At 75.7% G+C, this 23,715-nt stretch carries 22 protein-coding genes and 1 riboswitch; of the genes, 11 read left to right on the forward strand and 11 right to left on the reverse strand.

The genetic code is table 11. From position 1 onward, the window contains the following. Positions 1–58: 58 nt before the first annotated feature. From DQ237_RS16915 to DQ237_RS16930, 4 genes are all read left to right on the forward strand, one after another. Positions 59–1,345, forward strand: coding sequence for a diguanylate cyclase (locus tag DQ237_RS16915; protein WP_113801311.1), 1,287 nt, complete (start codon positions 59–61; stop codon positions 1,343–1,345). A 151-nt stretch (positions 1,346–1,496) separates the two neighbouring features. Continuing rightward, on the forward strand, positions 1,497–2,135 hold the full coding sequence (locus DQ237_RS16920; protein ID WP_113801312.1) for a flagellar brake protein: 639 nt from the start codon (positions 1,497–1,499) through the stop codon (positions 2,133–2,135). 37 nt (positions 2,136–2,172) lie between these two features. Next, a complete protein-coding gene (locus DQ237_RS16925; protein WP_113801313.1) occupies positions 2,173–3,873 on the forward strand; it encodes a GTPase domain-containing protein in 1,701 nt (566 codons plus the stop codon). Continuing rightward, positions 3,870–5,450, forward strand: coding sequence for a GTPase (locus tag DQ237_RS16930; protein ID WP_113801314.1), 1,581 nt, complete (start codon positions 3,870–3,872; stop codon positions 5,448–5,450). Before DQ237_RS16925 ends, DQ237_RS16930 begins: the two co-directional genes overlap by 4 nt. A gap of 9 nt (positions 5,451–5,459) precedes the next feature. Here DQ237_RS16930 and DQ237_RS16935 read toward each other — a convergent pair whose 3' ends face one another. Beyond that, the gene (locus DQ237_RS16935; RefSeq protein WP_113801315.1) at positions 5,460–5,960 is read right to left on the reverse strand and encodes an ATP-binding protein; all 501 of its coding nucleotides are present in this window, start codon (positions 5,958–5,960) and stop codon (positions 5,460–5,462) included. Positions 5,961–6,086: 126 nt separating this feature from the next. Here DQ237_RS16935 and DQ237_RS16940 point away from each other — a divergent pair, with 126 nt between their 5' ends. Continuing rightward, entirely contained in the window at positions 6,087–6,776 is a 690-nt protein-coding gene (locus tag DQ237_RS16940; RefSeq protein ID WP_113801316.1) for a GAF and ANTAR domain-containing protein, read from the forward strand. Between the two features lie 13 nt (positions 6,777–6,789). Here DQ237_RS16940 and DQ237_RS16945 read toward each other — a convergent pair whose 3' ends face one another. Beyond that, positions 6,790–8,148 carry an APC family permease gene (locus tag DQ237_RS16945; protein ID WP_113801317.1) on the reverse strand — a complete coding sequence of 453 codons (1,359 nt, stop codon included), beginning with the start codon at positions 8,146–8,148 and terminating at the stop codon, positions 6,790–6,792. A 326-nt stretch (positions 8,149–8,474) separates the two neighbouring features. Here DQ237_RS16945 and DQ237_RS16950 point away from each other — a divergent pair, with 326 nt between their 5' ends. Both DQ237_RS16950 and DQ237_RS16955 read left to right on the forward strand, forming a co-directional pair. Further along, entirely contained in the window at positions 8,475–9,392 is a 918-nt protein-coding gene (locus DQ237_RS16950) for a hypothetical protein (protein WP_113801318.1), read from the forward strand. A gap of 796 nt (positions 9,393–10,188) precedes the next feature. After that, positions 10,189–12,741, forward strand: coding sequence for a SpoIIE family protein phosphatase (locus tag DQ237_RS16955; RefSeq protein ID WP_240619699.1), 2,553 nt, complete (start codon positions 10,189–10,191; stop codon positions 12,739–12,741). Between the two features lie 2 nt (positions 12,742–12,743). On the opposite strand, the gene DQ237_RS16960 is transcribed toward DQ237_RS16955, so the two are convergent. From DQ237_RS16960 to DQ237_RS16980, 5 genes are all read right to left on the reverse strand, one after another. Further along, entirely contained in the window at positions 12,744–13,178 is a 435-nt protein-coding gene (locus DQ237_RS16960; protein WP_113801319.1) for an ATP-binding protein, read from the reverse strand. A 113-nt stretch (positions 13,179–13,291) separates the two neighbouring features. Next, positions 13,292–14,059, reverse strand: a complete 768-nt coding sequence (locus DQ237_RS16965; protein WP_205730262.1) for an energy-coupling factor transporter transmembrane protein EcfT — start codon at positions 14,057–14,059, stop codon at positions 13,292–13,294. Then, a complete protein-coding gene (locus tag DQ237_RS16970; RefSeq protein WP_240619700.1) occupies positions 14,056–15,537 on the reverse strand; it encodes an ABC transporter ATP-binding protein in 1,482 nt (493 codons plus the stop codon). The genes DQ237_RS16965 and DQ237_RS16970 overlap by 4 nt, the downstream gene beginning before the upstream one ends. Next, on the reverse strand, positions 15,479–16,090 hold the full coding sequence (locus tag DQ237_RS16975; RefSeq protein ID WP_113801320.1) for an ECF transporter S component: 612 nt from the start codon (positions 16,088–16,090) through the stop codon (positions 15,479–15,481). The genes DQ237_RS16970 and DQ237_RS16975 overlap by 59 nt, the downstream gene beginning before the upstream one ends. Continuing rightward, positions 16,088–16,191: riboswitch (TPP riboswitch) on the reverse strand. It overlaps the preceding gene by 3 nt. A 96-nt stretch (positions 16,192–16,287) precedes the next feature. Then, positions 16,288–17,577, reverse strand: coding sequence for an Nramp family divalent metal transporter (locus DQ237_RS16980; protein WP_113801321.1), 1,290 nt, complete (start codon positions 17,575–17,577; stop codon positions 16,288–16,290). Between the two features lie 176 nt (positions 17,578–17,753). On the opposite strand from DQ237_RS16980, the gene DQ237_RS16985 reads away from it, so the two are divergent. Both DQ237_RS16985 and DQ237_RS16990 read left to right on the forward strand, forming a co-directional pair. Then, positions 17,754–18,560 (forward strand): SDR family oxidoreductase, encoded by an 807-nt coding sequence (locus DQ237_RS16985; protein ID WP_113801364.1) that lies wholly within the window; start codon positions 17,754–17,756, stop codon positions 18,558–18,560. A gap of 25 nt (positions 18,561–18,585) precedes the next feature. Beyond that, on the forward strand, positions 18,586–19,140 hold the full coding sequence (locus DQ237_RS16990) for a GNAT family N-acetyltransferase (RefSeq protein ID WP_113801322.1): 555 nt from the start codon (positions 18,586–18,588) through the stop codon (positions 19,138–19,140). Here the strand turns inward: DQ237_RS16990 and DQ237_RS16995 are convergent. The 4 genes from DQ237_RS16995 to DQ237_RS17010 form a co-directional block, all read right to left on the reverse strand. Further along, positions 19,124–19,567 carry a rhodanese-like domain-containing protein gene (locus DQ237_RS16995; RefSeq protein WP_113801323.1) on the reverse strand — a complete coding sequence of 148 codons (444 nt, stop codon included), beginning with the start codon at positions 19,565–19,567 and terminating at the stop codon, positions 19,124–19,126. The genes DQ237_RS16990 and DQ237_RS16995 overlap by 17 nt on opposite strands. A gap of 72 nt (positions 19,568–19,639) precedes the next feature. Beyond that, positions 19,640–20,326: an alpha/beta fold hydrolase gene (locus DQ237_RS17000; protein WP_113801324.1), complete on the reverse strand. Its 687-nt coding sequence runs from the start codon at positions 20,324–20,326 to the stop codon at positions 19,640–19,642. Beyond that, entirely contained in the window at positions 20,323–20,529 is a 207-nt protein-coding gene (locus DQ237_RS17005; protein WP_113801325.1) for a hypothetical protein, read from the reverse strand. The genes DQ237_RS17000 and DQ237_RS17005 overlap by 4 nt, the downstream gene beginning before the upstream one ends. 28 nt (positions 20,530–20,557) lie before the next feature. Beyond that, entirely contained in the window at positions 20,558–21,580 is a 1,023-nt protein-coding gene (locus DQ237_RS17010; protein WP_113801326.1) for an NADP-dependent oxidoreductase, read from the reverse strand. A 69-nt stretch (positions 21,581–21,649) separates the two neighbouring features. Between DQ237_RS17010 and msrA the strand changes: the two genes are divergently transcribed. Beyond that, the gene (gene msrA, locus DQ237_RS17015) at positions 21,650–22,303 is read left to right on the forward strand and encodes a peptide-methionine (S)-S-oxide reductase MsrA (RefSeq protein WP_113801327.1); all 654 of its coding nucleotides are present in this window, start codon (positions 21,650–21,652) and stop codon (positions 22,301–22,303) included. A gap of 188 nt (positions 22,304–22,491) precedes the next feature. Next, a complete protein-coding gene (locus DQ237_RS17020) occupies positions 22,492–23,610 on the forward strand; it encodes a class I SAM-dependent methyltransferase (RefSeq protein WP_113801365.1) in 1,119 nt (372 codons plus the stop codon). Positions 23,611–23,715 lie beyond the last annotated feature (105 nt).

Raw genomic sequence — 23,715 nt, forward strand, 5'->3', positions numbered from 1 at the left:
GGGTGGCGCAGCCCGGAAACCCTCAGGAAGCGGGCGCCCGCGTGCCGATCGGTAGGACGTGCGGTCCAACCTGTCCGAGCGCCTCGTGGCGGTGCTGCGCCGGGGTGACGTGCTGCCGGCAGCGGCGCCGTCACCTGCCGGCGCGGTCAGGACCGGTCGGCGCCGGCGGGCGCCGAGCGCCTCGGTCGACCAGCTGGCGTCGGCCGTCCCCGGGTTGGCCGACGAGCTCGCCGGCCAGGCGCGCACCGCAGGGCTGCTGGTGGGTTGGGTGGCGCTGTTCGCCGTTCCGCTCTGGGCACTGGTCGACCAGGTCACCGAGGGCGCGAACGCGTCGTCCTTCCTCGTCGTGCGGCTGCTGTGCGAGATCCCGATGCTGGCCGCGGTCGTCGCGATGTGGCGTCTTCCCGTCGGCCGCCGGCATCCGGAGCTGCTGACCTTCCTCGTCCTCGCCGTCGTGCAGGCCGAGGTCGCCTGGATCGTCACCCGCTCCGCAGACCCCCGCTACCACCTGCTCGGCTTCACCCTCGCCATCTACGGCAGCGGATGCATCCTCGTGGCCCGGCCGCGGTGGACCGTCGCGCTCGTCGCCGTCTCCTGGGCGGCGCTCGGACTGGCCTCCCTCACGGCCGCGGAGGGGTTGTCGGCCTCGGAACTGCTCGCCGTCTCGGTGTACCTGGCCACCGCCTCGCTCATCGCCACCCTCGCCCACCTCCGCCGCAACGCGCTCACCACCCGCGAGCTGCTCACCCGCGTCCGCCTGGAGCGCGAGCAGCAACGGACCGGTGTGCTGCTCGCCCGCCTCGAGCGGCTCAGCCACGAGGACCCGCTGACCGGGCTGGCCAACCGCCGGCGCTGGGACGCCGAGCTGTCCGCGCTGTGCACGCAGGCACGGGCGCGCGGGGACGTGCTCAGCGTCGTCCTCGTCGACCTCGACCGGTTCAAGGAGGTCAACGACCGGCACGGCCACGCCGGGGGCGACGACGCCCTGCGCGCGGTCGCGGGGCTCCTCTCCGCCCGCGTGCGCGGCGGGGACCTCGTCGCCCGGCTGGGCGGCGACGAGCTCGCCGTCCTGATGCCCGGGGCCGATGCCCCCCGCGCCGCGGAGGTCGCCGAGGAGCTGCGCCAGGCCGCGGTCACGCTGCAGCCCGACGGCTTCCTCCCCGGCGAGATCACCCTCTCCCTCGGCGTCGCGGCGGCCGGCGGGAGCGACGCCTATCCGCTGGAGCTCATGTCCCGCGCCGACGAGCAGCTCTACCGCGCGAAGCGGACCCGCAACGCGGTCTTCGCGGTTGACCGGCGGACGCCCCCACCCGGGACGAAGGTGGAGCCGCAGCCGGCCGGCTGAACCCACCGGCGTCTCCCTCCCCGGGGTGTGGCGCGCGGCGAGTCGCCATGGAGGGGCAGCGCGCACCCGGACGCGCCGGATACGGTTCCCCACCGCGGGCAGGCGGGTCAGGTGTGGACCGCCGGAACCCGCACCCGATCGGAGAGGACCCATGAGCAGCGTTCCCGGCGTCGACCACCCGGCCGAGCAGACCGAGGCCGACATCCGGCTGACCACCGCGAACGTGTCGGTCTCCGCGCGCGTGGAGGTCGTGCACGAGGGGGTCATCTCCGTGCGCCCGTCGACCGGCGATTTCGTCAACCAGCAGCTGGTGGCCCCCGGCGACCTCGTCGAGGTCTACTGGATGACCCCCGACGGTCACCGGGCGCTTCCCGCCGAGGTGCTCGACGTCGAGAACGGCACCGTGGTGCGGTGGCGGCTGACGATCACCGGGCCGGCCGAGCACAGCCAGCGCCGGATGGCCGTCCGCGGTCGCGTCGTCCTCCCCGTCGAGGTCGAGCTGAACGGCAACGAGCTCACCGGCGAGACCGTGGACATCAGCGAGAGCGGAGCGCGCGCCCAGTTCGACGGCTTCGGGCTGGCCCCCGACCCCGGCACCCCGGTGAAGGTCCGGATCGACCTCGAGGACGGGCCCGTGCAGGCGCGCGGCGAGGTCATCCGCATGGTGGCGCGCGGTGCCCGCTGGATGCTCAGCCTGTCGCTGGTGCACATCGAGGAGAAGGACCAGGACCGCATCCGCCGCCGCGTCTTCCAGGCGCTGCGCGAGGAGCGGGCCCGCCTGGCGGAGTGAGCGGGTAGCGGCGGCCGTCCCGGGGCAGGACAGGGACGTGATCACACCGCCGCGCCTCCCGGAGGCGCTGACCGCGCTGCGGGACCGACTCGCCGAGGCGCCGCTGCGGCTGGCCACCCCCGGCCGGGACGACGCCGTCCGGGCCGCCCGCGGGATCGTCGACCAGGTCGACGACTACCTGCTGCCCCGGCTGCTGGACCTCGATGCGCCGCTGCTCACCGTCGTGGGCGGCTCGACCGGCGCCGGCAAGTCCACGCTGGTCAACAGCCTGATCGGCGCGCCCGTGACCACGGCCGGGGTGCTGCGCCCGACCACCCGCGCTCCGGTGCTGGTCTGCTCGCGTCCGGACGTGGCCAGCTTCTCGGGGGACCGGGTGCTGCCCGGCCTGGCCCGGGTCACCGGGGGTGACGGCGGGCCTGGCTCGGTGCGGCTGGTCCCGCGCGACGACGTGCCTCCGGGCCTGGCCCTGCTGGATGCACCGGACGTCGACTCCGTGGTCGCCTCGAACCGCGACCTCGCCGCGCAGCTGCTCGCCGCGGCCGACCTGTGGGTCTTCGTGACCACCGCCGCCCGCTACGCCGACGCCGTGCCCTGGGACGTGCTGCGCACCGCGCAGGAGCGCGGGACCGCGCTCGCGGTGGTGCTGGACCGGGTGCCCCCGGAGGCCGCCGACGAGATCGCCGCGGACCTGCGCGGGATGCTGGAGCGGGCCGGTCTGGCCGCCGCCCGCCTCTTCGTGGTGGCGGAGGGCCCGCTGACCCCCGAGGGCCTGCTGCCCGAGGAGCAGGTGGCGCCGCTGCGGACGTGGCTGCACGCGCTCGCCGCAGACCAGGAGGAGCGGGCCGCGGTGGTGCGCCAGACGCTCGTCGGCGCACTGGACAGCCTGGAGCAGCGCACCGGCGCGGTCGTCACCGCCGTGGAGGAGCAGGCGGCCGCGGCCGGAGCGCTGCACGCCGCGGCGGCCGCCGCCTACGAGGCGGCCCGCGACGGCGTGGACGAGGGAGTGCGCAGCGGCAGCCTGCTGCGCGGTGAGGTGCTGGCCCGGTGGCAGGAGTTCGTGGGCACGGGGGAGTGGATGCGCACGCTGCAGGACCGCGTGGGGCAGCTGCGTGACCGGGTGACCGCCGCGCTCACCGGGCGCCCCGCGCCGGAACAGGGGCTGGCCGGCGCCCTCGAGGACAGCGTCGAGGGCCTCCTGCGTGCCGAGGCCGACCGCGCCGCCGAGCGGACGGTCACCGCCTGGCGCGGCCTGCCGGGTGGCCCGGCGCTCCTGGGGGACGACGAGCGGGAGCTCGCCCGGGCCTCGGCCGACTTCCCCGAGGCCGCGGGTGCGCAGGTCCGGGACTGGCAGGGCACCGTGCTGGACCTGGTGCGGGAGCAGGGGGCGGACAAGCGCACCCGCGCCCGGCTCCTCTCCTGGGGGGTCAACGGCGCCGGCGCCGTCGTGATGGTGGGGGTCTTCGCCCAGACCGGAGGCCTGACCGGTGGGGAGGTGGCCGTGGCCGGCGGCACGACGGCGGTGGGCCAGCGGGTGCTGGAGGCCGCCTTCGGCGACGCGGCGGTGCGGTCGCTCGCCGAGCGGGCGCGCGAGGACCTGCGGGAGCGGTCGGACGCGCTGCTCCGCTACGAGCAGGACCGCTTCGACGACCGGATCGACGACGCCGGGCCCGCAGCCGGGGCGGACGCGGAGCTCCGGGACGCCCTCGCCGCCCTCGCCGACGCCCGGCGCGCCGCGTGAGGCGCCGCGAGCAGCCGCTGGCCGACCGCCTGACCGCGCTGCGCGAGGCGCTGGAGGTCGCCGACGGACGGCTGGACGTCCCGGAGGTGGCGCGGGCCCGGGCGGTGCTGGCGAAGGCCTCGGCGCGCGAGGCGCTCGGGGACGCCACGGTCGTGGCCCTCGCGGGGGCCACGGGCAGCGGCAAGTCCACGCTGTTCAACGCCTTGTCGGGCAGCGAGGTGAGCACGCCCGGTGTGCGCCGGCCGACGACCGGCGTCGCCCACGCGACCGTGTGGGGCGGCCCGGACGACGGTGCCGACCGGTTGCTCGACTGGCTGGAGGTGCCCCGCCGCCACCGGCACGCACCCGAGCCCGCGTTGGACGGACTGGTCCTGCTCGACCTGCCCGACCACGACAGCGTGCGGCTGGAGAACCGGCTCGAGGTCGACCGGCTGGTGGGCCTGGTCGACGTGCTGGTGTGGGTGCTCGACCCGCAGAAGTACGCCGACGCCGCGGTGCACGAGCGCTACCTCGCTCCGCTGGCCACGCATGCCGGGGTGCTGCTCGTCGTCCTCAACCAGGTCGACCGGCTCGACGGCGCGGCCGCCCGCGCGTGCCTGGCCGACCTGCGGGGGCTGCTGGACCGGGAAGGGTTGTCCTCCACGCCGCTGCTGGCGGCCTCGGGGCGCACGGGCGAAGGCCTTCCCGAGCTGCGCGCCGAGCTGGCCCGGAGGGTGTCGGCGCGCCGGGCCGCCACCGAGCGGCTGGTGGCCGACGTGCGCGCGAGCGCTGGGGAGCTGTCCGCGCACTGCCCCGGGGCGTCGACCGGTCGCGGTACCCGGCCGGTGGCCGACGACCTGGTGGACGCCCTCTCCGACGCCGCCGGCGTGCGCACGGTGACCCAGGCCGTGGAGCGCGCCACCCGGCGGGAGGGCACCGCCCGGACCGGTTGGCCGCTGCTGCGCTGGACCAGGAAGCTGCGTGCCGATCCGCTCGAGCGGCTGCACCTGGGCGACGGGCGGTCGCGTACCTCGTTGCCGGCCGCCGGTGCGGTGGAGGCGGCGCGGGTCGCGACGGCGGTCCGGCAGGTGCGGGAGGACGTCGGGGAGGGGCTCGCCCCTGCGTGGCGGGACGAGCTGCGCCGTACCGCCGAGGTCACCGAGGAGCGACTGCCCGACGCGCTCGACCGGGCCGTCGGGGGCACCGACCTGGAGCCGGAGCGGGTGCCGCTCTGGCAGCGGGGGGCCGGCGCGCTCCAATGGCTGCTGCTGGTCGTGGCGCTGGCCGGCGCGTTGTGGCTGCTCGCGCTCGTCGCGCTCGGCTTCCTGCAGCTCGACGACGTGCTGCCGCTGCCGCGGGTGGAGGGGATCCCGCTGCCCACCCTGCTGCTGGTCGGAGGGCTGCTGGCCGGTGCGCTGCTGGCCCTGGTCTGCCGGCCGCTCGTCGCGCTGCGCGCCAGACGCCGCGCGAGCGCGGCCGATCGCCGGCTGCGGGCCGCCGTGCTGGCGGTCGCCGAGGAGGAGGTGCTCACGCCCATGGCGGAGGTGGAGCGGGACGCGGACCGGTTCTGCGCGGCGGTGACCAGCGCCGCGCGGTGACGGGAGGCGCTAGAAGCCCGGCGAGCGCTGCTCGGGCAGCCGCTCGCGCAGGGACTGGGCGGCCTCCTTGCCCGTGGGCAGGAGGGCCCAGACGTGCTTGCGGCCGGGCCGCTCCTCCCAGCCGTAGCTGATGGAGAGCTGGGCGACCAGGTGCAGGCCCATGCCGCCGAAGGCGGGGTCCCGGTCGACCGCGGGCACCGGCGGCCGGTCGGGAGCCTCGTCGCTGAGGTCGAGCAACCAGCCCGCCGGACCGGCCACGACGAGCGCCCGCACGTCGCCCCCGCCGTGCCGCAGGGCGTTGGAGGCGAGCTCCTCGAACACCAGGAGCAGCCCGTCGCGGGCGTCCTCGGTGGAGGCTGCGGAGACCGAGGGATGGGCGATGCGGGCGCGCAGGTCGGAGCGGACGCGGGAGACCACCTGCATGGCTTCGAGCTGCCAGTGCCAGACGTCGCCGGGAACGGAGGGGACGGGCGCGCAGGGCCAGGCGTCGTGCGCCAGCTCGTCGGCCATCGTTTCCTCTCGAGTCCGCTCCGCAGTGCCGCCGGAGATGTCGTCCCGGCACTCCATCCTGACCGATGCTGCGTTCCCGCGCGAAGGCGGGCGAGATCCACGGCGCGGTGCGGGCACAATGGGCCGGTGGACGACGTCATGCGGGAGCTGAGCCGGGTGACCCTCGGGGGCCGGGAGCTCAGCGACGTGCTGGGTGAGATCACCGGCATCGCCGCGCGGGCCATCCCCGGCGCGGAGGCGGTCTCGACGACCCTCATCCGGGACGACAAGCCCTTCACCGCCGCCTACACCGGCGAGATGGCCCTGACGGCCGACGAGCTGCAGTACGCCGAGGACGGCGGCCCCTGCATCGACGCCGGCCGGGGCGGGGTCGTGCTGCGCATCGACGACATGCGCTCCGAGGAGCGCTGGCCGGCCTACATCGCCCGCGTGCGCGAGACGGAGGTACGCAGCTCGCTGTCGGTGCCGCTGCCCTACCAGGGCTCCTGGATCGGCGCGCTCAACGTCTACTCGACGCAGCCGCAGGCCTTCGCCGGGCCGGAGTCGCTCGAGGCCGGACTCGGCGCCGCCGAGGCGATCGCCGTGGCGGTCGCCAACGCCGACGCGCACGCCCAGCTGGCCGACCAGGCACGCAACATGCGGATCGCGATGGAGTCCCGCGCGGTCATCGAGCAGGCCAAGGGCGTGCTGATGGCGCAGCGGCACTGCGACGCCGAGCAGGCCTTCGAGATCCTGCGGCAGGCCTCGCAGCGCTACAACCGCAAGCTCCGGGAGATCGCCGCCGGCATCGTGGAGTCCACGCAGACCCCGCAGTGACGGCGGTCGCGGGTCAGCCGGCGGACGTCGGCTCCGCGCGGTCGGCCCACCACGGTGCGCGGGCCAGCAGGTAGAGCAGCACGCCGACGGCCAGCTCCGCGCCGGCGAGCAGCCAGGTTCGGCCCTCCTGCTGCCAGAGGAGCAGCAGGCACGAGCCGATCGCCAGCACCGGGACGACGGCGGGCACCCGGAAGTGCTCCTGCTCCACCCGGTCGCGGCGCAGCACCAGGACCGCGGTGTTGGTGCTGAGGAAGACCAGCAGGAGCAGCAGCACCACGGCGTTGGCCAGGTCGCCCAGGTCGCCCACGAGGGTCAGGCCCATCGCCACCAGCGTGGTGAGGACGATCGCCACCCACGGCGTCCGGCGTCCCGGGAGGACCCGGCCCAGCGCGCGCGGGAGCAGGCGTTGCTCGGCCATGCCGAACACCAGGCGGCTGGCCATGATCATGGTCAGCAGCGCGCCGTTGGCCACGGCCACGAGGGCGACCAGGCTGAAGACCTCGTCGGGGATGCCGACGTCGGCGGCCTGCACCACGGCCAGCAGCGGCCCGGACGACGCCGCCAGCTCGTCCGGGGCGAGCACCACGGAGGCGGCCAGCCCCACCAGCACGTAGACCAGCCCGGCGACCAGCAGCGCCCCGAACAGGGCTCGCGGGTACACCCGGCGGACGTCCCGGACCTCCTCGGCGACGTTGGCGGAGGTCTCGAAGCCGACGAAGGAGTAGTAGGCGAGCAGCGCCGCGGCCAGCACGCCGGAGGCCACGGACACCCCGGGTGGGAACTCCACGACCCGGCCCACGTCGCCGTCACCGCGGCCGAGCACCACGGCGCCGAGGACGACCACGACGACGAGGCCGGAGAGCTCGACGACGGTCATGACCACGTTGGCGCGCACCGACTCCTGGATGCCGCGCGCGTTGAGCAGCGCCACCAGGAGCAGGAACACCAGTGCCGCCGGCACGGCGGGGACGTCCAGGAAGACGCCGAGGTAGTCGCCGGCGAAGGCCAGGGCGAGCCCGGCCGCGCTCGTGACGCCCGCGGCGAGCATGCAGAAGCCGACGAGGAAGGACACCAGCGGGCTGCGGAAGGCGCGCTCGGCGAAGACCGCGGAGCCACCGGCGCGGGGGTACTTGGTCACCAGCTCCGCGTAGGAGGCCGCGGTGAGCAGCGCCAGCCCGAGCGCCACCAGGAGCGGCACCCACACCGCGCCACCGACCTCACCGGCGATGACGCCGATCAGCGCGTAGATCCCGGCGCCCAGGACGTCGCCGAGGATGAAGAGGAAGAGCAGCCGACCGCTGACCGACCGGCGCAGCCGGGTGGGGTCGGCTGCATTGGCAGGGTCCTCGACGGTGGTCTCCGGGTTCTTCACCCGTCGAGCATTCCCGCGGCCCCGGGGGGCGGCAATTCGGTACGCACCCGATCGGGCGAGGCGTCCGACACGCCGCGCGCGTCGTCCGGCCACCGGGGTGACCGAACCGGCCGGACGGGCTCCGCACGCTCACGGAGCAGGCGCTTGTCGACAAGGGCACGGCCCGGGCGGGGGGTGACCGACCGGTCCGGGACACCGCCGCAACGGTTCGGTCACGCGCCCCGGCGGGAGGGTCGGAGGAACGGGTCGCGGGCGTCTCCGATCCCTACCTTTCTCCTTGTCCGCAGCACCTTCCCCGGCTGCGGACGCGAACTCCAGGAGGCGACATGAGCAGCAGCCAGCAGGCCCACCGGCCGGCCCCGGCGCACGTGTCGCCCGACCTGTCCGGCCGCGCGCCGGCCCGCTCCCTGGCGGGGCTGATCGACGTCCTCGACCGGGCCGACGCCGGCCGCCCCCGTCCGCGCCCCGCCGTCCACCGCGCGGCCCGGCCGGCACCGCTGCGCTCGGTCCAGCCGGCACCGCTGGCCCGCCCCGCGCGGGCCGCGGCCCCGCTGACCCCGCGCGTGGTCGTCGTCCCCGAGCGGGTCCGCCAGCCGCTGGGCGGCCTGCGCGGCATCGTCCGCCGCGCCGCCCTGTGGGGCGCCGGTGAGCAGCGCGAGTACCTGGCGTGGCCGGCGAGCACGCACCGCGCCGCCGTTCCCGGGCGACGCCGGGCGGCGGTGCGCGACCTGGTCCGCCGGGCGACCCTGTGGGGCGCCGGCGAGCACGGCGAGCACCTGGCCTGGGGCGGCCCCGCCCCGGTCCGCGAGCTCGAGCCCCCCGTGGTGCTGCGCGAGCTGCCCAGCACCCCCTCGATCCAGCCCGTGGCGCCTTCCCCCGCCGCGGCGCTCCTTCCCGCGGGACCGGCCTCGTCGCCGGGTTCGCGCACCGGTACGGCCGCACCTGACGCGACCGACCGCCCCTCCCACCCGGGTTCCACGGACCCCGCCACCTGGAGCCGGGCACGCGTCGCCCGGCATCCGGGGCGGGACTGGCCGTCACCGGGTCGGTACGGGGCGCGGTCCACGCCGCCGACTCCACCGGTCCGCGTCCCCAGCCGGACGAGCTGGGTCCCGGGGGTGCCCGCACCGCGCTCCCCGGGGGGTGACGGTGACGCCCGGGCGCGGGGAGATCCGCTCGCACGTGCGACCAGGGGCTCTCCCCTGCCCCCGCGACGAACGTGGCCCGCGGGCGGCGCCTCATAGCGCGCCGCCCACCGTGCGGGCACCCTCGTCGCATCCCGCCCGGCGCGCGCCGGGCACCCAGCAGGAGCGCGACCACGGCAGCCGGCCGTGGACGCCGCCCTCGTTCGACCGTCGAGCACGCCGGAACCGGCCGCCCCCTTCCCCGGGTGGCCGGAGACCGTCGTCCCGACCCCTGAGCACGCTCCTCCTCCCGGCCGACGACGTCGGCCACACCGCTGTCCACCCCGACGGTGTCCCTCCGGACGCCTGCAGACCTCGTCGTTCCCCGGTTCCGGCCTCGACCCACCGCCGACTGCACTGCGCAGCGCGCGGACCCTCCAGGGAGGCCCGGAACGCGGACGACGCAGGGCTGCCGGCCCGGAACCGCCCGGGGGACGACGGGTCCTGCCGGTGCCCGGCGGCGCGATTCCTCGCGACCCGGGTCTCTGACCGCCAGCGACCCGGGAGTGCGAGGTGGAACGCGCGGGGGACGCGGACCGGTCCGGGTTCCGCCGCTCCGGCGACCGGGGAACGGCGTCACCGCCCGGACGTGGGTCGCGCCGGAGGGCGGTCCGTCCGTCCACCACCCCCGCCGAGCGGCGGGCGCCCGCGGAGTGCGGACCGGACCTCGACCTCCGGCCCCCCCGGGGCGCCCGCCTCGGCCGTCGGCGGAGCGCCGCCCCCTCCGCCTCTCCCCCCGCTGGTCCGCGCCGCCCCGGGTCCGCGCACCCCGCCTCCCGGTGTGGAACGCTCAGTGCCGGGCCGTGCCGGCGACGCCCGACCATCGGTCGCGCCGCCGGCGAAGGGGGAGTGCAGAGTGACCGCCGCCGACCGTTCCGGGGCCGTGTCCCCGGCGGGTCGCACGGGCGGTCCGGGCACCCTCGACGCCGCGCGGCTCGAGCTGGTCCGCCGTCTCGCCGGCACCGCCATCGGCGCGCGGAACCTGCAGCGGCTGACCGACCTCGCGGTCCGGCTGCTCGAGTGCGAGACCGCCCAGATATCCCTCCTGGGCGAGGTGCAGACCGCGGTCGTCGGCACCGGCCTGCCGGCCGGTGGGGTCGGTGCGCAGCTCCCGCTCGGCGACTCGCTGTGCGCGGTCGCCGTCGCCGGTGGTGCCCCGCTGGTCGTGGAGGACGCCGCCACGGACGCCCGGGTGCGCGACCGGGAACCGGTGCGGTCGGGGGACATCGGCGCCTACCTCGGCATCCCCTTGGTCGTCCCGGACGGCCAGCCGGTCGGCGCTCTCTGCGTCTACGGGCGCGCCGCCCGCCCGTGGAGCGACCGGGACGTCGCGGTGCTCCGGCAGCTCGCCGACTCGGTGGCCACGGAGCTGCAGCTCTCCGCGGTGACCGCCGAGTACGAGGGCGACCGGCTGCGGTTCGAGCTGGCCATCGACGCAGCCGGGATCGGCACGTTCGACTGGGACCTCGTCGACGGCCGGCTGGTGTGGGACGACCGGCTCGTCGAGCTGTTCGGCTTCGAGCGCGACGGCTTCGACGAGTCCTTCGACTCCTTCGTCGGGCGGCTGCACCCCGAGGACCGCCGGCGCACCGTCGAGGCGGTGCAGGCGGTGATCGAGGGGCGCGGCACCCTGGACGTCGAGTACCGCATCCAGCTGCCCTCGGGGGAGACCCGCTGGGTGCAGGGCCGGGGCCGCGTGGTCGTCGACGACGAGGGACGTCCCGTCCGCATGATCGGCGCGGCCTACGACACGACGCCGCAGCGTGAGGGCGACGCACGGGTGGCCCGGGTGCTCGAGGCGATGAACGCGGCCTTCTTCTCCCTCGACCGGGACTGGCGCTTCTCCTACGTCAACGCCGAGGCCGAGCGGGTGCTGGGCACCTCGCGGGAGGCCCTGCTGGGCGGCGTGCTCTGGGAGCTGTTCCCGGCGGCGGTCGGCAGCGACTTCGAGCGCCACTACCGGGCCGCCCTGGAGCTGTCCGAGGAGCGGATGTTCGAGGCGTACTACCCCGCCCCGCTGGACGCCTGGTACGAGGTGCGGGCGTGGCCGACCCCCGACGGGCTGTCGGTCTCCTTCCTCGACGTCACCGAGCGGCGGTCGGCCGAGGAGCAGGCGCGCCGCAGCACGGTGCGGGTGGCGCTGGTGGCCCAGGTCACGACCGCCATGTCCGCCGCGCTCGACGGCGTGGTCGCGGAGGAGCAGGCGCTGCAGCGGGTCGCCGAGCTGCTGGTGCCCGAGCTGGGCGACTGGGCGATCCTCAGCCTGGTCGACGAGGACGGTCGGATGCGCGACGTCGCCAGCTGGCACCGGGATCCGGCGCAGCGCGGGACGGTGGCCCGGTACGCGTCGGTGCGACTGGCGGGCCTGCAGCCGGATGCGCCGGTGCTGCGTGCCCTCGCCTCGGGGCAGGTCTTCGTCGTCCCGGACATCGAGGCGACGGTCGGACGGACGCTGCCGGCGGGGGAGGTGCGGGACACCTTCCGCGCGCTGGCCCCGCGGTCGGCGATCACCCTGCCACTGGCGGCTCGCGGGCGGACCCTGGGTGCCCTGAGCGTCTACCGGCCCGCCGAGCGCCCGGTGCCCGACGACGAGGACGTGACGACGGCGCACGACGTCGCCGGTCGGGTCGCCCTGGCCCTGGACAACGCCCGGCTCTACCAGCAGCAGCGGCGACTGGCCGAGGGCCTGCAGCGCAGCCTGCTCACGGCCCCGCCGCAGCCCGACCGCACCGAGATCGTGGTCCGCTACCACCCCGCGATGGCGGCGGCCGAGGTGGGCGGCGACTGGTACGACGCCTTCCTGCAGCCCTCCGGTGCCACCATGCTGGTCATCGGCGACGTCGTCGGCCACGACACCGAGGCGGCGGCCGCGATGGGGCAGCTGCGCGGCATGCTCCGCGGCGTCGCCTATCGCGACGGCATCGGCCCGGCCGGTGTGCTGCGGGACCTCGACGCCGCGGTCCAGGGGCTGGGCATGGGCACGCTCGCCACCGCGGCCATCATGCGGATCGAGCAGACGGCGGCCGAGCGGGCCGCCGGGCTCAACCGGCTGCGCTGGTCGAACGCCGGCCACCCGCCCCCGCTGGTCGTGCACGCCGACGGGCGGATCGAGGTCCTCGCCGGCGAGCGCGCCGAGCTGATGCTGGGCGTCGACGCGACGACCCGGCGTACGGAGACCGAGACCACCGTGGCCCGCGGCGCCACGGTGCTGCTGTACACCGACGGGCTGGTGGAGGGCCGCGACCTCTCGCTGGACGAGGGCACGGCCCGGCTGCTGGCCGCCCTGCGCGAGCTCGCCGACCGGCCGCTGCCGGAGCTGTGCGACGCGCTGCTGGAGCGACTGCGGCCCGAGGGGTTGCAGGACGACGTCGCCCTGGTGGCGCTGCGGTTGCACCCGCAGGACGGCTGAGCTCAGCGGGGCAGCAGGGCCCAGACGTGCTTGTGGTGGTCGGTGGCGTACCAGCCGTGCCCGTCGGCGAGCTCGGCGATCAGGTAGAGCCCGAGGCCACCGAGGCTCGGGTCGCGACCCACCGCAGGTGAGGGGGGCGTCTGCGGGGCCTGGTCGGTGACCTCGATGAGGTAGGCCCGGTCGGTGCGCCCGATGGCTGCTCGCACCTCACCGCCCCCGTGCCGCAGGGCGTTGGAGGCCATCTCGTCCAGGGCCAGGACCAGCCGGTCGATGAGATCCGGCGTCACGGAGTCGCTGGCCGCCGCGGTCAGCCCGTCGCGGACGTCGGCCCGCACCGCGGGCAGCTCGGCGACCGAGCGCAGGTCCCAGCTCAGGACCGCCTCCGCGGGAGGCGGGTACGCCGACGGCCAGGTCGTTCCGGCCGCCTGCCCTGTCACGCGCGTGCTCTCCTCGGTTCCTGGCCCGCGGGACGCTGTGCTGGCCGAACAACCACGTATGGGCCGTCCTGGCGTGCGCCAAACATGATGTCGCGCGGATCACGCTCCTCGCGTCAGCCGAGGACGGGTGACCAGCTGCCCGACAGCACGCTGAGGGTGACCGCGACGGCGCACAGCACGACCGCCGTCACGACGAACCAGGCGTCCGTGGGGCGCAGCACCGAGGGCCGGGCGGAGCTCCGGACCATCCCCGAGTCGAAGCCCCGGGCGTCCATGGCGGTCGCGAGTCGGGTGCCCCGCCGTACCGCGGCGACGAGCAGGCCGAAGGCGGTGCTGCCCAGCAGGCGCAGGTGGGCCACCGGGTCGGCGCCGGCGTCCATCCCGCGCGCGCGGCGGGCGAGCCGGATCGTCTCCCACTCCGCGGCCAGCAGCGGGACCAGCCGCAGCGCGGCCAGCGCCCCGTACGCGAAGCGGCCGGACACCCGCCAGTGCGTGGTCAGCGCGTCGGCCAGCCGCACCGGGTCGGTGGCGGCGACCAGCAGGATGCCCGGCAGCGCGAGTGCGACCACCCGCAGCCCCCACGTCGCGCCGCTCAGCCAGGCATCGGCGCCGTCCAGCGAGCCGAAGGCGACGTTGACCCAGGCGACCCCCGCCGCGCTCAGCAGCAGCGGCCAGGTCCGGGCCAGCAGCGGCCGGGGACGGTGCAGGCCGGCCGCCGGCAGCAGGGCGAGCTCACCGGCGAGGACGACGGCGGGGGTCACCAGGTCGCCGCTCACCAGCAGCACGACGGTCACGACGGCGATGGCGGTCAGCTGGGCCACCGGGTTGACGGCGGACAGCGGCACGGGGCGCGCGGGGCCCAGCGCCATCGGCAGGCTCACGACACCCCCACCGGTGTGCCCAGCTCGAGCACCTCGTCGGCCAGCGCGCGGACCACCGCGGCGTCGTGGGTCACGAGGCACAGCGCCCGGTCGGCGTCCTGCTGCTCGGCCAGGAGCGCGACCAGCTCGGCCCAGGTGTCCCGGTCCTGCCCGAAGGTCGGCTCGTCGAGGACGAGCACCCGGGGCCGGGTGGCCAGTGCCGTGGCGACGGACAGCCGGCGCTGCTGGCCGCCGGAGAGCGTGAACGGGTTCGCCTCCGCCAGCTCGGTGAGGCCCAGCCGCTCGAGGAGCTCGTCGGCCACCCGGGTCGCGGCGGGACCAGCAGCCCCGGAACGCCGCGGGCCCAGCGCCAGCTCGTCGCGGACCCGGCCGGTCAGGAACTGGTGCTCCGGGTGCTGGAAGACGGTGCCGATGCGCTCGACCAGCTCGGCGGCCCGCCAGCGGGACGGGGGGCGTCCCGGACGGCGCAGGGCGGCGGTGAGAGCCGGACCGGCGACGACGCGCCCGGTCGTCGGTGCGCGCAGCCCGCCCAGCAGAAGGGCGAGGGTGGACTTCCCGGTGCCGTTGGGCCCGGTCACCGCCGTCGTCCGGCCCGCGCGCAGCTCGAGGTCGACCGGCCGCAGGGACGGGACGTCCGAGCCACGGTGGGTGGAGCCGGCGGCCTCCGCGGAGAGCAGCAGCTCACCGGCGGCACGGGGCGACCGCGTCGGCAGCCGCAGAGGTGCCGGCATCCACCCCGGACCGTGCTCGACCGACCCGCCGCCGGGTAGCAGCTCGACCACCCGGTCGACCAGCGGGAGCCAGGCCTCGACGTCGTGGTCGACGACCACCAGCGTCGCCGACCGGTCGGACACCGCGTGCGCGACGGCGGTGCGGACGAGGGCGCTCCCGGCCGGATCGAGCTGGGCGGTCGGTTCGTCCAGCAGCAGCAGGCCCGGGCGGGGGGCGAGCGCGCCGGCCAGCACCAGCCGCTGCTTCTGCCCGCCGGAGAGCGCCGCGGTCGCCCGGTCCCGGCCGAGGTCGAAGCCGACCGCGGCCAGGGCGTCGTCCACCGCGGGCCAGATGAGCCGGGGAGGGGTGCCCACGTTCTCCAGCCCGAACGCGACGTCGTCCCCGCTGCGGGTCATGACGAGCTGGGCGTCGGGGTCCTGGAAGACCATGCCGGCCCGTGACCGGCGCCGGTCGGGGGCGACGCCGTCGACCAGCAGCTCCCCCCGGGCGTCGCCGGCCTCCGGCTCGAGCAGTCCCCCCAGGGCGTGCAGCAGGGTGGACTTGCCCGAACCGGAGGCGCCGGTCAGCAGGACCCGTTCGCCGGGCTCGATCCGCAGGTCGACGTCGCGGACCGCCCACGCCCGGCGGTCGGCGTGGCGGAACCCCCAGCCGACCAGCCGGACCCCGGCCGGGACCGGCCCGGTCAGGTCAGACCCGCCGGCGGCCGGAGGCGAACGCGGACAGCGCGCCGCTCGCGGCCAGCGCACGGGCCAGGGCCATCCCGCCGATCCCCGCGACGACGGCAGTGCTGGCGACCACCAGCGCCACGTACGTCGTCTTCCAGCCGGCGGTCCAGTCGGGGTAGTAGTAGAGGAGGTCGAGCACAGCGGCCATCGCGCCGGCCAGCACCGCGGAGAGCGCGGCCTGCGGCCAGCCGAACCGGCGGTACCGGAAGGCGGCGAACCCGGCCTCGCCGGCCAGCCCCTGCAGCAGGCCGTAGACGATCGTCGTGGTCCCCCAGGCCGATCCGAGGAGCGCGGAGACGACGGCGGCGATCAGCTCGGCGAAGAGACCGGCGCCGGGCTTGCGCACGATCAGCGGCGCCAGCACCGCGGGCACCAGCCAGACGCCGTACATGAACGCCTGACCGGGCGGGAAGGCGCTGAACGCGGTGCCGGTGCCCGCCCAGAGCAGGCCCCAGGCCCAGAAGACGACGCCGAAGGCGACGCCCAGGACGGCGGTGACGACGATGTCGACGGTGCGCCAGCGGGCGGCGGGCTGCGCATCGTGGGTAGACGAACGGACGGCCTGTTCGGCCATGGCTTTCCTCCAGACTCCCTGCGCCGGCATGACCCGGATCAGGTTCGAGGGTCTGCGGTGTCCCGCACTCTCAGCGCCGAAGCGCTCCCCTGCTGTGAATGTGTGTTCAGTTGTGGTGCCCGCCGAGCGTAGACCACCCCACCTCCCCGGGCGTTTTGTGCACGAAACGCCCGGGCGGATAGTGCACAAATCGCCGCTCAGGGGAGGAGTCCCAGCAGCAGGTGGGCGTTCAGGCCGGTGATCAGCGCGGCCACCACGCATCCCGCAGCGGTCGTGACCCGCCGGTTCACCCATCCGCCCATGAGGTCGCGGCGGCTGGTGAGCCAGAGCAGCGGCACCAGTGCGAACGGGATGCCGAACGAGAGCACCACCTGCGACCAGACCAGGGCGCTGGTCGGGTCCCCACCCAGCACCAGGATCCCGAGCGCCGGAGCCAGGGTGAGCAGTCGGCGCGCGAGGACGGGGATGTGCCGGCGCAGGAAGCCGGCCATGACGACCTGCCCGGCGTGCGTGCCCACCGACGACGACGCGAACCCGGACGCGAGGAGGGCCAGGGCGAAGGCGACGGCGGCGCCCGAGCCGAGCTGGTCGCCCAGGCCCGCGTGCACGCCCTCCAGCGTGTCGGCCTGCCCGCCGCCGGTGAACAGCTGCGCGGCGATGATCAGCATCGCGGCGTTGACCAGCCCGGCCAGCCCCATCGCGAGGACGACGTCCAGCCGCTGGGCCCGCAGCAGCCTCCGCCGGCCGCCCTCGGTCCGGCCTGCGGTGACGACGTCGCCGTAGCGGCCGGGGGTCAGCGCGGAGTGCACGTAGATGACGTGGGGCATCACCGTGGCGCCCAGGATCCCCGTGGCCAGCACGATGCTCTCCGAGCCGTCGAAGGACGGCACCATGCCGCCGGCGACCCCGCCGAGGTCCACCCCGGCGCCGACCAGGGTGTACCCGAACCCGAGGCCGACGACGAGCAGCAGACCGGTGATGACCCGTTCGAACGGCCGGTGCCCGCGGGACTGCGCGGCCAGGAGGACGAAGGCGACGACGGCGGTGATCAGCCCACCGACCGGCAGCGGCACTCCGAACAGCAGGTTCAGTGCCACCGCGCCGCCCACGATCTCGGCGAGGTCCGTGGCGATGGCGACCGCCTCGGCCTGCAGCCACAGCACGCGGGTCACCGGGCGTGGCAGCCGCTCCCGGCACAGGGTGGCGAGGTCCCGCCCGGTGGCCAGCCCCAGCTTCGCGGTCAGCGTCTGGACGAGCATCGCCATGAGGTTGGCCGCCACGATCACCCAGAGCAGCGTGTAGCCGAAGGCCGCTCCGCCCGAGAAGTTGGTGGCGAAGTTGCCGGGATCGACGTAGGCCACGGCGGCGACGAACGCCGGCCCGAGCATGGGCCAGATCCGCCGCCTGCCCGCCGGGGGAGCGGGGGGCCGTGGGGCGCCCACCAGGGTGGTGGGGAGGACGGCGGCCTCGGTCTTCGACAGGTACACGGCGGCCTCGCAGGCGGGAGACGAACGGCGGTCGCTCCTGTCCTGCCCGCCGGGGGTGTCACGCCCGGGCCGATCCGTGGCCCCCGGGGGCCACGGTCGTGGCCCGTCACCGGACAGGCGTGGCTGCCGGCCGGAGCGGGAAGGAACGGTCCGCCCGCACCGACTTGGAGGTCTCCGTGACCGAAGCAGCATCGCCCCGCCCCCTCGCCCTCGTGACCGGCGCTTCCAGCGGCATCGGTCTGGAGCTGGCCAAGCAGTTCGCCGACAACGGCTTCGACCTGATCGTGGTGGCGGAGGACGGAGAGCTGGACGCCGCGAAGCTCCAGCTGCAGCAGCGGGGTGCCGCTGTCTCCGACATCCGGGCGGACCTGCGGCAGCGGCCCGAGGTGGAGAAGGTGGTCGCTGCCGTGCGGGGCGCCGGCCGGCCGCTGGACGCCGCGGCCCTCAACGCCGGCGTCGGTGTGGGCGGGCCGTTCGTCGAGACGGACCTGGACGCGGAGCTCGACCTGGTGGCGCTCAACTGCGTCTCGACGATGCACCTGGCCAAGCGCGTCGCCCAGGACATGGTGGCCCGCAACGCCGGCCGGATCCTGTTCACGTCCTCGGTCGCCTCGCAGGCGCCGCAACCGTTCCAGGCCGTGTACGGCGCGTCCAAGGCGTTCGTCCAGTCGCTCGCCCTCGCGCTGCGCGAGGAGATCGCCAGCACCGACGTGACCGTCACGGCGATGCTCCCGGGGCCCACCGACACGGAGTTCTTCGACCGGGCGGAGCTCACCGACACCGCGCTGGGGGCCATGGAGAACAAGGACGACCCGGCCCAGGTCGCCGCCCAGGGCTTCGCCGGGCTCATGAAGGGCGAGGCGACCGTGTTCGCCGGGTCGCTCGCCAGCAAGGCGATGGGGCGGCTGTCGGCCATGACGCCCGACACGGTGGCGGCCAAGACGGTGAAGCCCATGGCGGCGCCGGGGTCCGGAGGGAGCTGACCCCCGCCCGGGGCACGATCGGGGGGTGCAGACGCCACCGCTGGACCTCGGAGAGCTTCTCCTGCGCCCCTGGCGGGACGACGACGTCGACACCGTCTTCGTCCTGCAGCAGGACGCCGCGTCGCGGCTGTGGGCCGGTGGCGGGGGCCTGGAGACCCGGGACGACGCGGCGGCGCTGGTCGGGCGGCTGCGCGACCAGGAGAACCGCGCGTCCTGGGCGGTGGTCGGCGCCGCGACCGGCGCGCTCCTCGGCTCGGTTACGGTGCACTCGATCGAGCTGCCGCTGGGCAACGCGGAGGTCGGGTACTGGACGGCCGGGACGGCGCGCGGGCGCGGCGTCGCCCCTCGTGCGGTCGACGCCGCCTGCCGTTGGGTGTTCGCCACGCTGGGTGTGGACCGGGTCGAGCTCTGTCACGCCGTGGAGAACGCCGCCTCGGCGCGGGTCGCGGCGAAGGCCGGGTTCACCCACGAGGGCCGGCTGCGCCGCTCGTTCCGCTACGGCGACGGCGTGAAGCACGACGAGCTGCTCTGGTCCAGGCTCGCCGACGACCCGCTGCCGAGGCTCAGCATCCGCAGCTGACCGCAGGCGCGACCAGGGGATCGGCCGGGGCGGTCCGCACGCCGTCGGCGGTCTCGACCGGCAGTCCCTCGCGCGCCCAGTACTCGAAGCCGCCGATCATCTCGCGCACCCGGAATCCCAGCAGGGACAGCGCCAGGGCCGCTCGGGTCGCGCCGTTGCAGGCGGGGCTCCAGCAGTAGGCCACGACCGGGACCGAGCGGTCCAGCTCGGCCTCCGCACGGGCGGCGATCTCCCGGCCGGGGAGGTGCACGGCTCCGGGGACGTGCCCGCGGTCCCACGCCTCGCGGCTGCGGCTGTCCAGCAGGACGAACCCCGGGTCGCCCGAGTCGAGGGCGGCGGCGACGTCGGTCGGGTCGGTCTCCACCGCCAGTCGGCGGGCGAAGAAGGTAGCGGCGTCGTCCGGGGCGGTGCTCCAGTCGGTGATCATGGTCGCGACGCTAGGGACGCCGTCCCGTCGCGGCGAGGCCGTCCCCTGCCAACGACCGCAGCACCTCTGCCGTCAGAGCGGCACGGCGATCCGTTCGGGTGCCGGGCGGTCCAGCGCGCGCGCGAGGTCCGCAGGGACCGGAGCCAGACCCGCCCCGGCCAGGACGACGTCGCGGACGAACACGTGCCAGCGGTGCGCGTGGCGCAGCATGCTGTGCCCGCCGGCGATCGTGAACCGGGCGACGTCCGCGCCCGCGGCGGCGGCGCGCTCGGCGAACTCCTCCGAGAGCCGGGCGGGGACCCAGCGGTCGCCGCGACCGTGCAGGATCGTGAGCGACCGGCCGCGCAGGTGGTCCACCGGCTCGCCCGGTGGCGTCCACGGTGCCAGCGCGCACACCGCGGCGACGCCGTCGGCACCGCCGGCGCGGAGCACCGCCCGGCCGCCCATCGAGTGGCCGACGAGCACCACCGGCAGGCCCGGGTTCTCCCTCCGGATCTCCTCGAGGGCCCAGCGGACGTCGGCGTAGGCGTCCGCCGCGGCGCCGTTCCAGCCGGCGACCCGGTAGCGCAGCAGGTGCGTGGTTAGCGCGGCATCGGCCGCCGCACCGGACACGAACTGCTCGACGGCCCGCATGCGTACGAGGGACAGAGCCCGTTCCTTCGGTGGCTCGACGCTGGCCACCGTTCCGCCGTGGCAGAACAGCGCGACCGCGCGCGGCGCACCCGCCGCCGGGCGGGTCTCCAGGACCGGCCCGGTCACCCCCGCCGTCCGCGTCGTCCGCGGAGCGTGGCCCGGGCCCGGTCCCCGAGATCTCCGGCCCGGAGCAGTGCCCCGCTGACGGCGGAGGGCCCGCGCCGGCGCTGCAGCGCCAGGCCGAGGCGCCGCAGCAGGCCGGTGGCCAGCGGGACGACGACGGTCAGCAGCAGCCAGGTGCGCAGCCGGCTGGTCAGGAAGAGCCACATGACCGGCCCCTTACCCAGGTCCGGCCGCTCACGCCTGGTCGTCGGAGAGGCGGACGACCATCTTCCCGGTGTTCCCGCCGCGCAGGAGGTCCAGGAAGGTGTCGACCGCGCTGTCGAGCCCCTCGCGCACGGTCTCGCGGACGACGAGCTTCCCGTCGCGCAGCCAGCCGGAGACCGCCTCGGCGAAGGCGGGCTGCAGGTCGGTGTGGTCGCCGACGATGAAGCCGCGCAGGCTGAGCTTCTTGGTGACCAGCATGAACATGTTGCGCGGCCCGGGCTGCGGCTCGGTGGCGTTGTAGCCGGAGATCGCCCCGCACAGCGCGGCCCGGCCGTGCTCGGTGAACGCGCCGATCGCGGCCTCCAGGTGCTCGCCGCCGACGTTGTCGAAGAAGACGTCGATGCCGCCGGGAGCCGCCGCCCGCAGCTGCTCGGCGACCGGCCCGTCGTGGTAGTCGAAGGCGGCGGTGAAGCCGAGCTCCTCGGTCAGCCAGCGCACCTTCTCCGGCGTGCCGGCGCTGCCGATGACCGCCGAGGCGCCGCTGAGCCGGGCGAACTGCCCGACAAGGCTGCCCACCGCGCCCGCCGCTCCGGAGACGAACACGGTGTCGCCCTCCCTGAACTCGGCCAGCCGGAACAGGCCGGCGTAGGCGGTGAGGCCGGGCATGCCGAGCACGCCGAGGTGGTAGCTCGGCGGGACGCCGGGCAGGTCGGGCAGCACGCGGACGTGCTTCGCGTCCAGCACGGCGACGTCCCGCCAGGCGGCGTCGGCGAGCACCAGGGCGCCCTCGGGCACGTCGGGGGAGCGGGACTCGACCACCCGGCCCACGGCGCCGCCCTTCATCGTCTCGCCGATCTCCCAGGCCGCGGCGTAGGACTTGCCGGCGTTCATCCGGCCCCGCATGTAGGGGTCGACCGACATGACGAGCATGCGGACGACGACCTGCCCGTCGGAGGGGTCGGGCCGGTCGAGCTCGACCAGCCGGAAGTCGTCGGGGGTGGGCTCGCCCACGGGGCGGGCGGCCAGCTGCCATTCACGCGTGTGCACGGTCACCCCGCGATCATGCGCCCGACCAGGTGCATCGCGCGCCACCGGGTTGCAGGGCGGGCATACGCTCGGGCCATGTTGTTCTCCCGCGCGAAGACCGAGCTGGTGGCACCCGAGGGCGCCCTGCCGGGCCGTCCCGACCCGCTGCCCCACGTGCCCGAGGTGCACGCGGTCAACGGCAACCGCATCCAGCCGCCGTTCCCCGACGGCATGCAGACCGCCGTCTTCGGCGCCGGCTGCTTCTGGGGCGTGGAGAAGGTCTTCTGGGAGACGCCGGGCATCTACTCGACGGCCGCCGGCTACGCGGGTGGCTACACCCCGAACCCGACGTACGAGGAGGTCTGCTCGGCGCGCACCGGGCACACCGAGGTCGTGCTCGTCGTCTTCGACCCGGCGGTCATCTCCTACGAGCAGCTGCTCAAGGTGTTCTGGGAGGACCACGACCCGACGCAGGGGATGCGCCAGGGCAACGACATCGGCACCCAGTACCGCTCGGCGATCTACTACGCGACGCCCGAGCAGGAGGCTGCGGCCCGCGCCACCCGCGACGCCTACCAGGAGCGCCTCACGGCAGCCGGCTACGGCGAGATCACCACCGAGATCGCGCCGCTGGGCGAGTTCTTCTACGCCGAGGACTACCACCAGCAGTACCTCTACAAGGTGCCCAACGGCTACTGCCCGGTGCACTCGACCGGCGTCTCCTGCCCGGTGGGTCTGCCGAACGTCTGATCCCGGCGGCTGACACGGCCACCACCGTGCGGGCTCGTTCCGGGTCCGTCTGGTCTCGGGCCCCGGACCGACCGGCCCCCGTCCGCACGTCGAGCTCGACGAGTTGGTCGTATCGAGGCCCCGCATTCCGACGCTGGTACGCATCCGGGCGGCAGGACACGACAGTGGCGTCGGGCAGAGTGGTGGCCATGCCCGGCCCCGAACTGTTCGACCTGCTGCGGCGATACCCCGACGTCGAGGCGCCGGACCTGGTGGCCGTCGACGCGACCGACCGCCTGCTCCTGGACGAGGCGGCTGCCGCTCTGGCGTTGGCAGGGCCGGGTGAGGTCGCCGTCGTCGACGACTCCTACGGGGCGCTGACCCTGGGTGCCGTGGAGTTGCACGGGGCGCGCGACGTCCGGGTCTCCCAGGACCTGCTGGTCGGCGAGCTGGCGCTGGCCGCCAACGCCGAGCGCGCCGGCCTCTCCGGCACCTACCGCTCCCTGCCTCTGGTCGAGGTCGCCGCCGGGGCGCGCGTGGTCCTGGTCCAGGCGCCCAAGGGCCTGGACGCGCTGCGGGAGATCGCGGAATCGGTCGCCGCCGTCGCGGCGCCCGACGTCACGCTGCTGGTCGGCGGGCGGGTGAAGCACATGACCCACGCGATGAACGACGTCCTCCGCGACTCGTTCGCCGACGTCTCGGCGACCCTGGCGCGGCAGAAGTCGCGGGTGCTGGTCGCCCGGCGCCCGCAGCCGAAGCCGTCGTCCTTCCCCCGGCAGCAATGGCACGCGGAACTCGGCCTCACCGTCTGCGCCCACGGCGCGGCGTTCGCCGGGACCAAGGTCGACATCGGCACCCGGGCGCTGCTGGCCGCCCTGGACCGGATGCCGACGACGGGCACCGCGCTGGACCTCGGGTGCGGCACCGGTGTCCTCGCCGCGGCGCTGGCCGGGAGCCGGCCGGATCTGCAGGTCGTCGCGAGCGACCAGTCGGCGGCGGCCGTGGCCTCGGCCCGCGCGACGGCGGAGGTCAACGGGCTGGCGGACCGGATCCGGGTGGTCCGGGACGACGCCGCGGCGTCCCTGGCCGACGGGAGCGCGGACCTCGTCGTCCTGAACCCGCCGTTCCACGTGGGTGCCGCCGTCGTCACCACGGTGGCCGACCGGCTCTTCGCCGCGGCCGCGCGCGTGCTGCGTCCCGGCGGTGAGCTCTGGACGGTCTACAACTCCGCGCTGCGCTACCGGCCCGTGCTCGCCCGGCTGGTCGGCCCGACCCGCCTGGCGGCCCAGACGCCGAAGTTCACCGTCACCGCCTCCACGCGCTCCTGACCTGCTGCAGCGGAACCAGATCGTCCGGGTTTCCGCTGTAGCCGATCCACGATCCGACCGAAGAACGCGATGCGGGTGGGAAGCGCCCGATCATGTCGGGGCCGA

Source organism: Blastococcus sp. TF02-8, assembly GCF_003319175.1.
In the GTDB taxonomy this organism is placed as follows: Bacteria; Actinomycetota; Actinomycetes; order Mycobacteriales; family Geodermatophilaceae; genus Blastococcus.

Bases quoted from the DNA above. Each gene is read 5' to 3' on its own strand.
- DQ237_RS16920 (WP_113801312.1), top strand. From the start codon at position 1,497: ATGAGCAGCGTTCCCGGCGTCGACCACCCGGCCGAGCAGACCGAGGCC.
- DQ237_RS16935 (WP_113801315.1), bottom strand. From the start codon at position 5,960: ATGGCCGACGAGCTGGCGCACGACGCCTGGCCCTGCGCGCCCGTCCCC.
- DQ237_RS16950 (WP_113801318.1), top strand. From the start codon at position 8,475: ATGAGCAGCAGCCAGCAGGCCCACCGGCCGGCCCCGGCGCACGTGTCG.
- DQ237_RS16975 (WP_113801320.1), bottom strand. From the start codon at position 16,090: ATGGCCGAACAGGCCGTCCGTTCGTCTACCCACGATGCGCAGCCCGCC.
- DQ237_RS16995 (WP_113801323.1), bottom strand. From the start codon at position 19,567: ATGATCACCGACTGGAGCACCGCCCCGGACGACGCCGCTACCTTCTTC.
- DQ237_RS17005 (WP_113801325.1), bottom strand. From the start codon at position 20,529: ATGTGGCTCTTCCTGACCAGCCGGCTGCGCACCTGGCTGCTGCTGACC.
- msrA (WP_113801327.1), top strand. From the start codon at position 21,650: ATGTTGTTCTCCCGCGCGAAGACCGAGCTGGTGGCACCCGAGGGCGCC.
- DQ237_RS17020 (WP_113801365.1), top strand. From the start codon at position 22,492: ATGCCCGGCCCCGAACTGTTCGACCTGCTGCGGCGATACCCCGACGTC.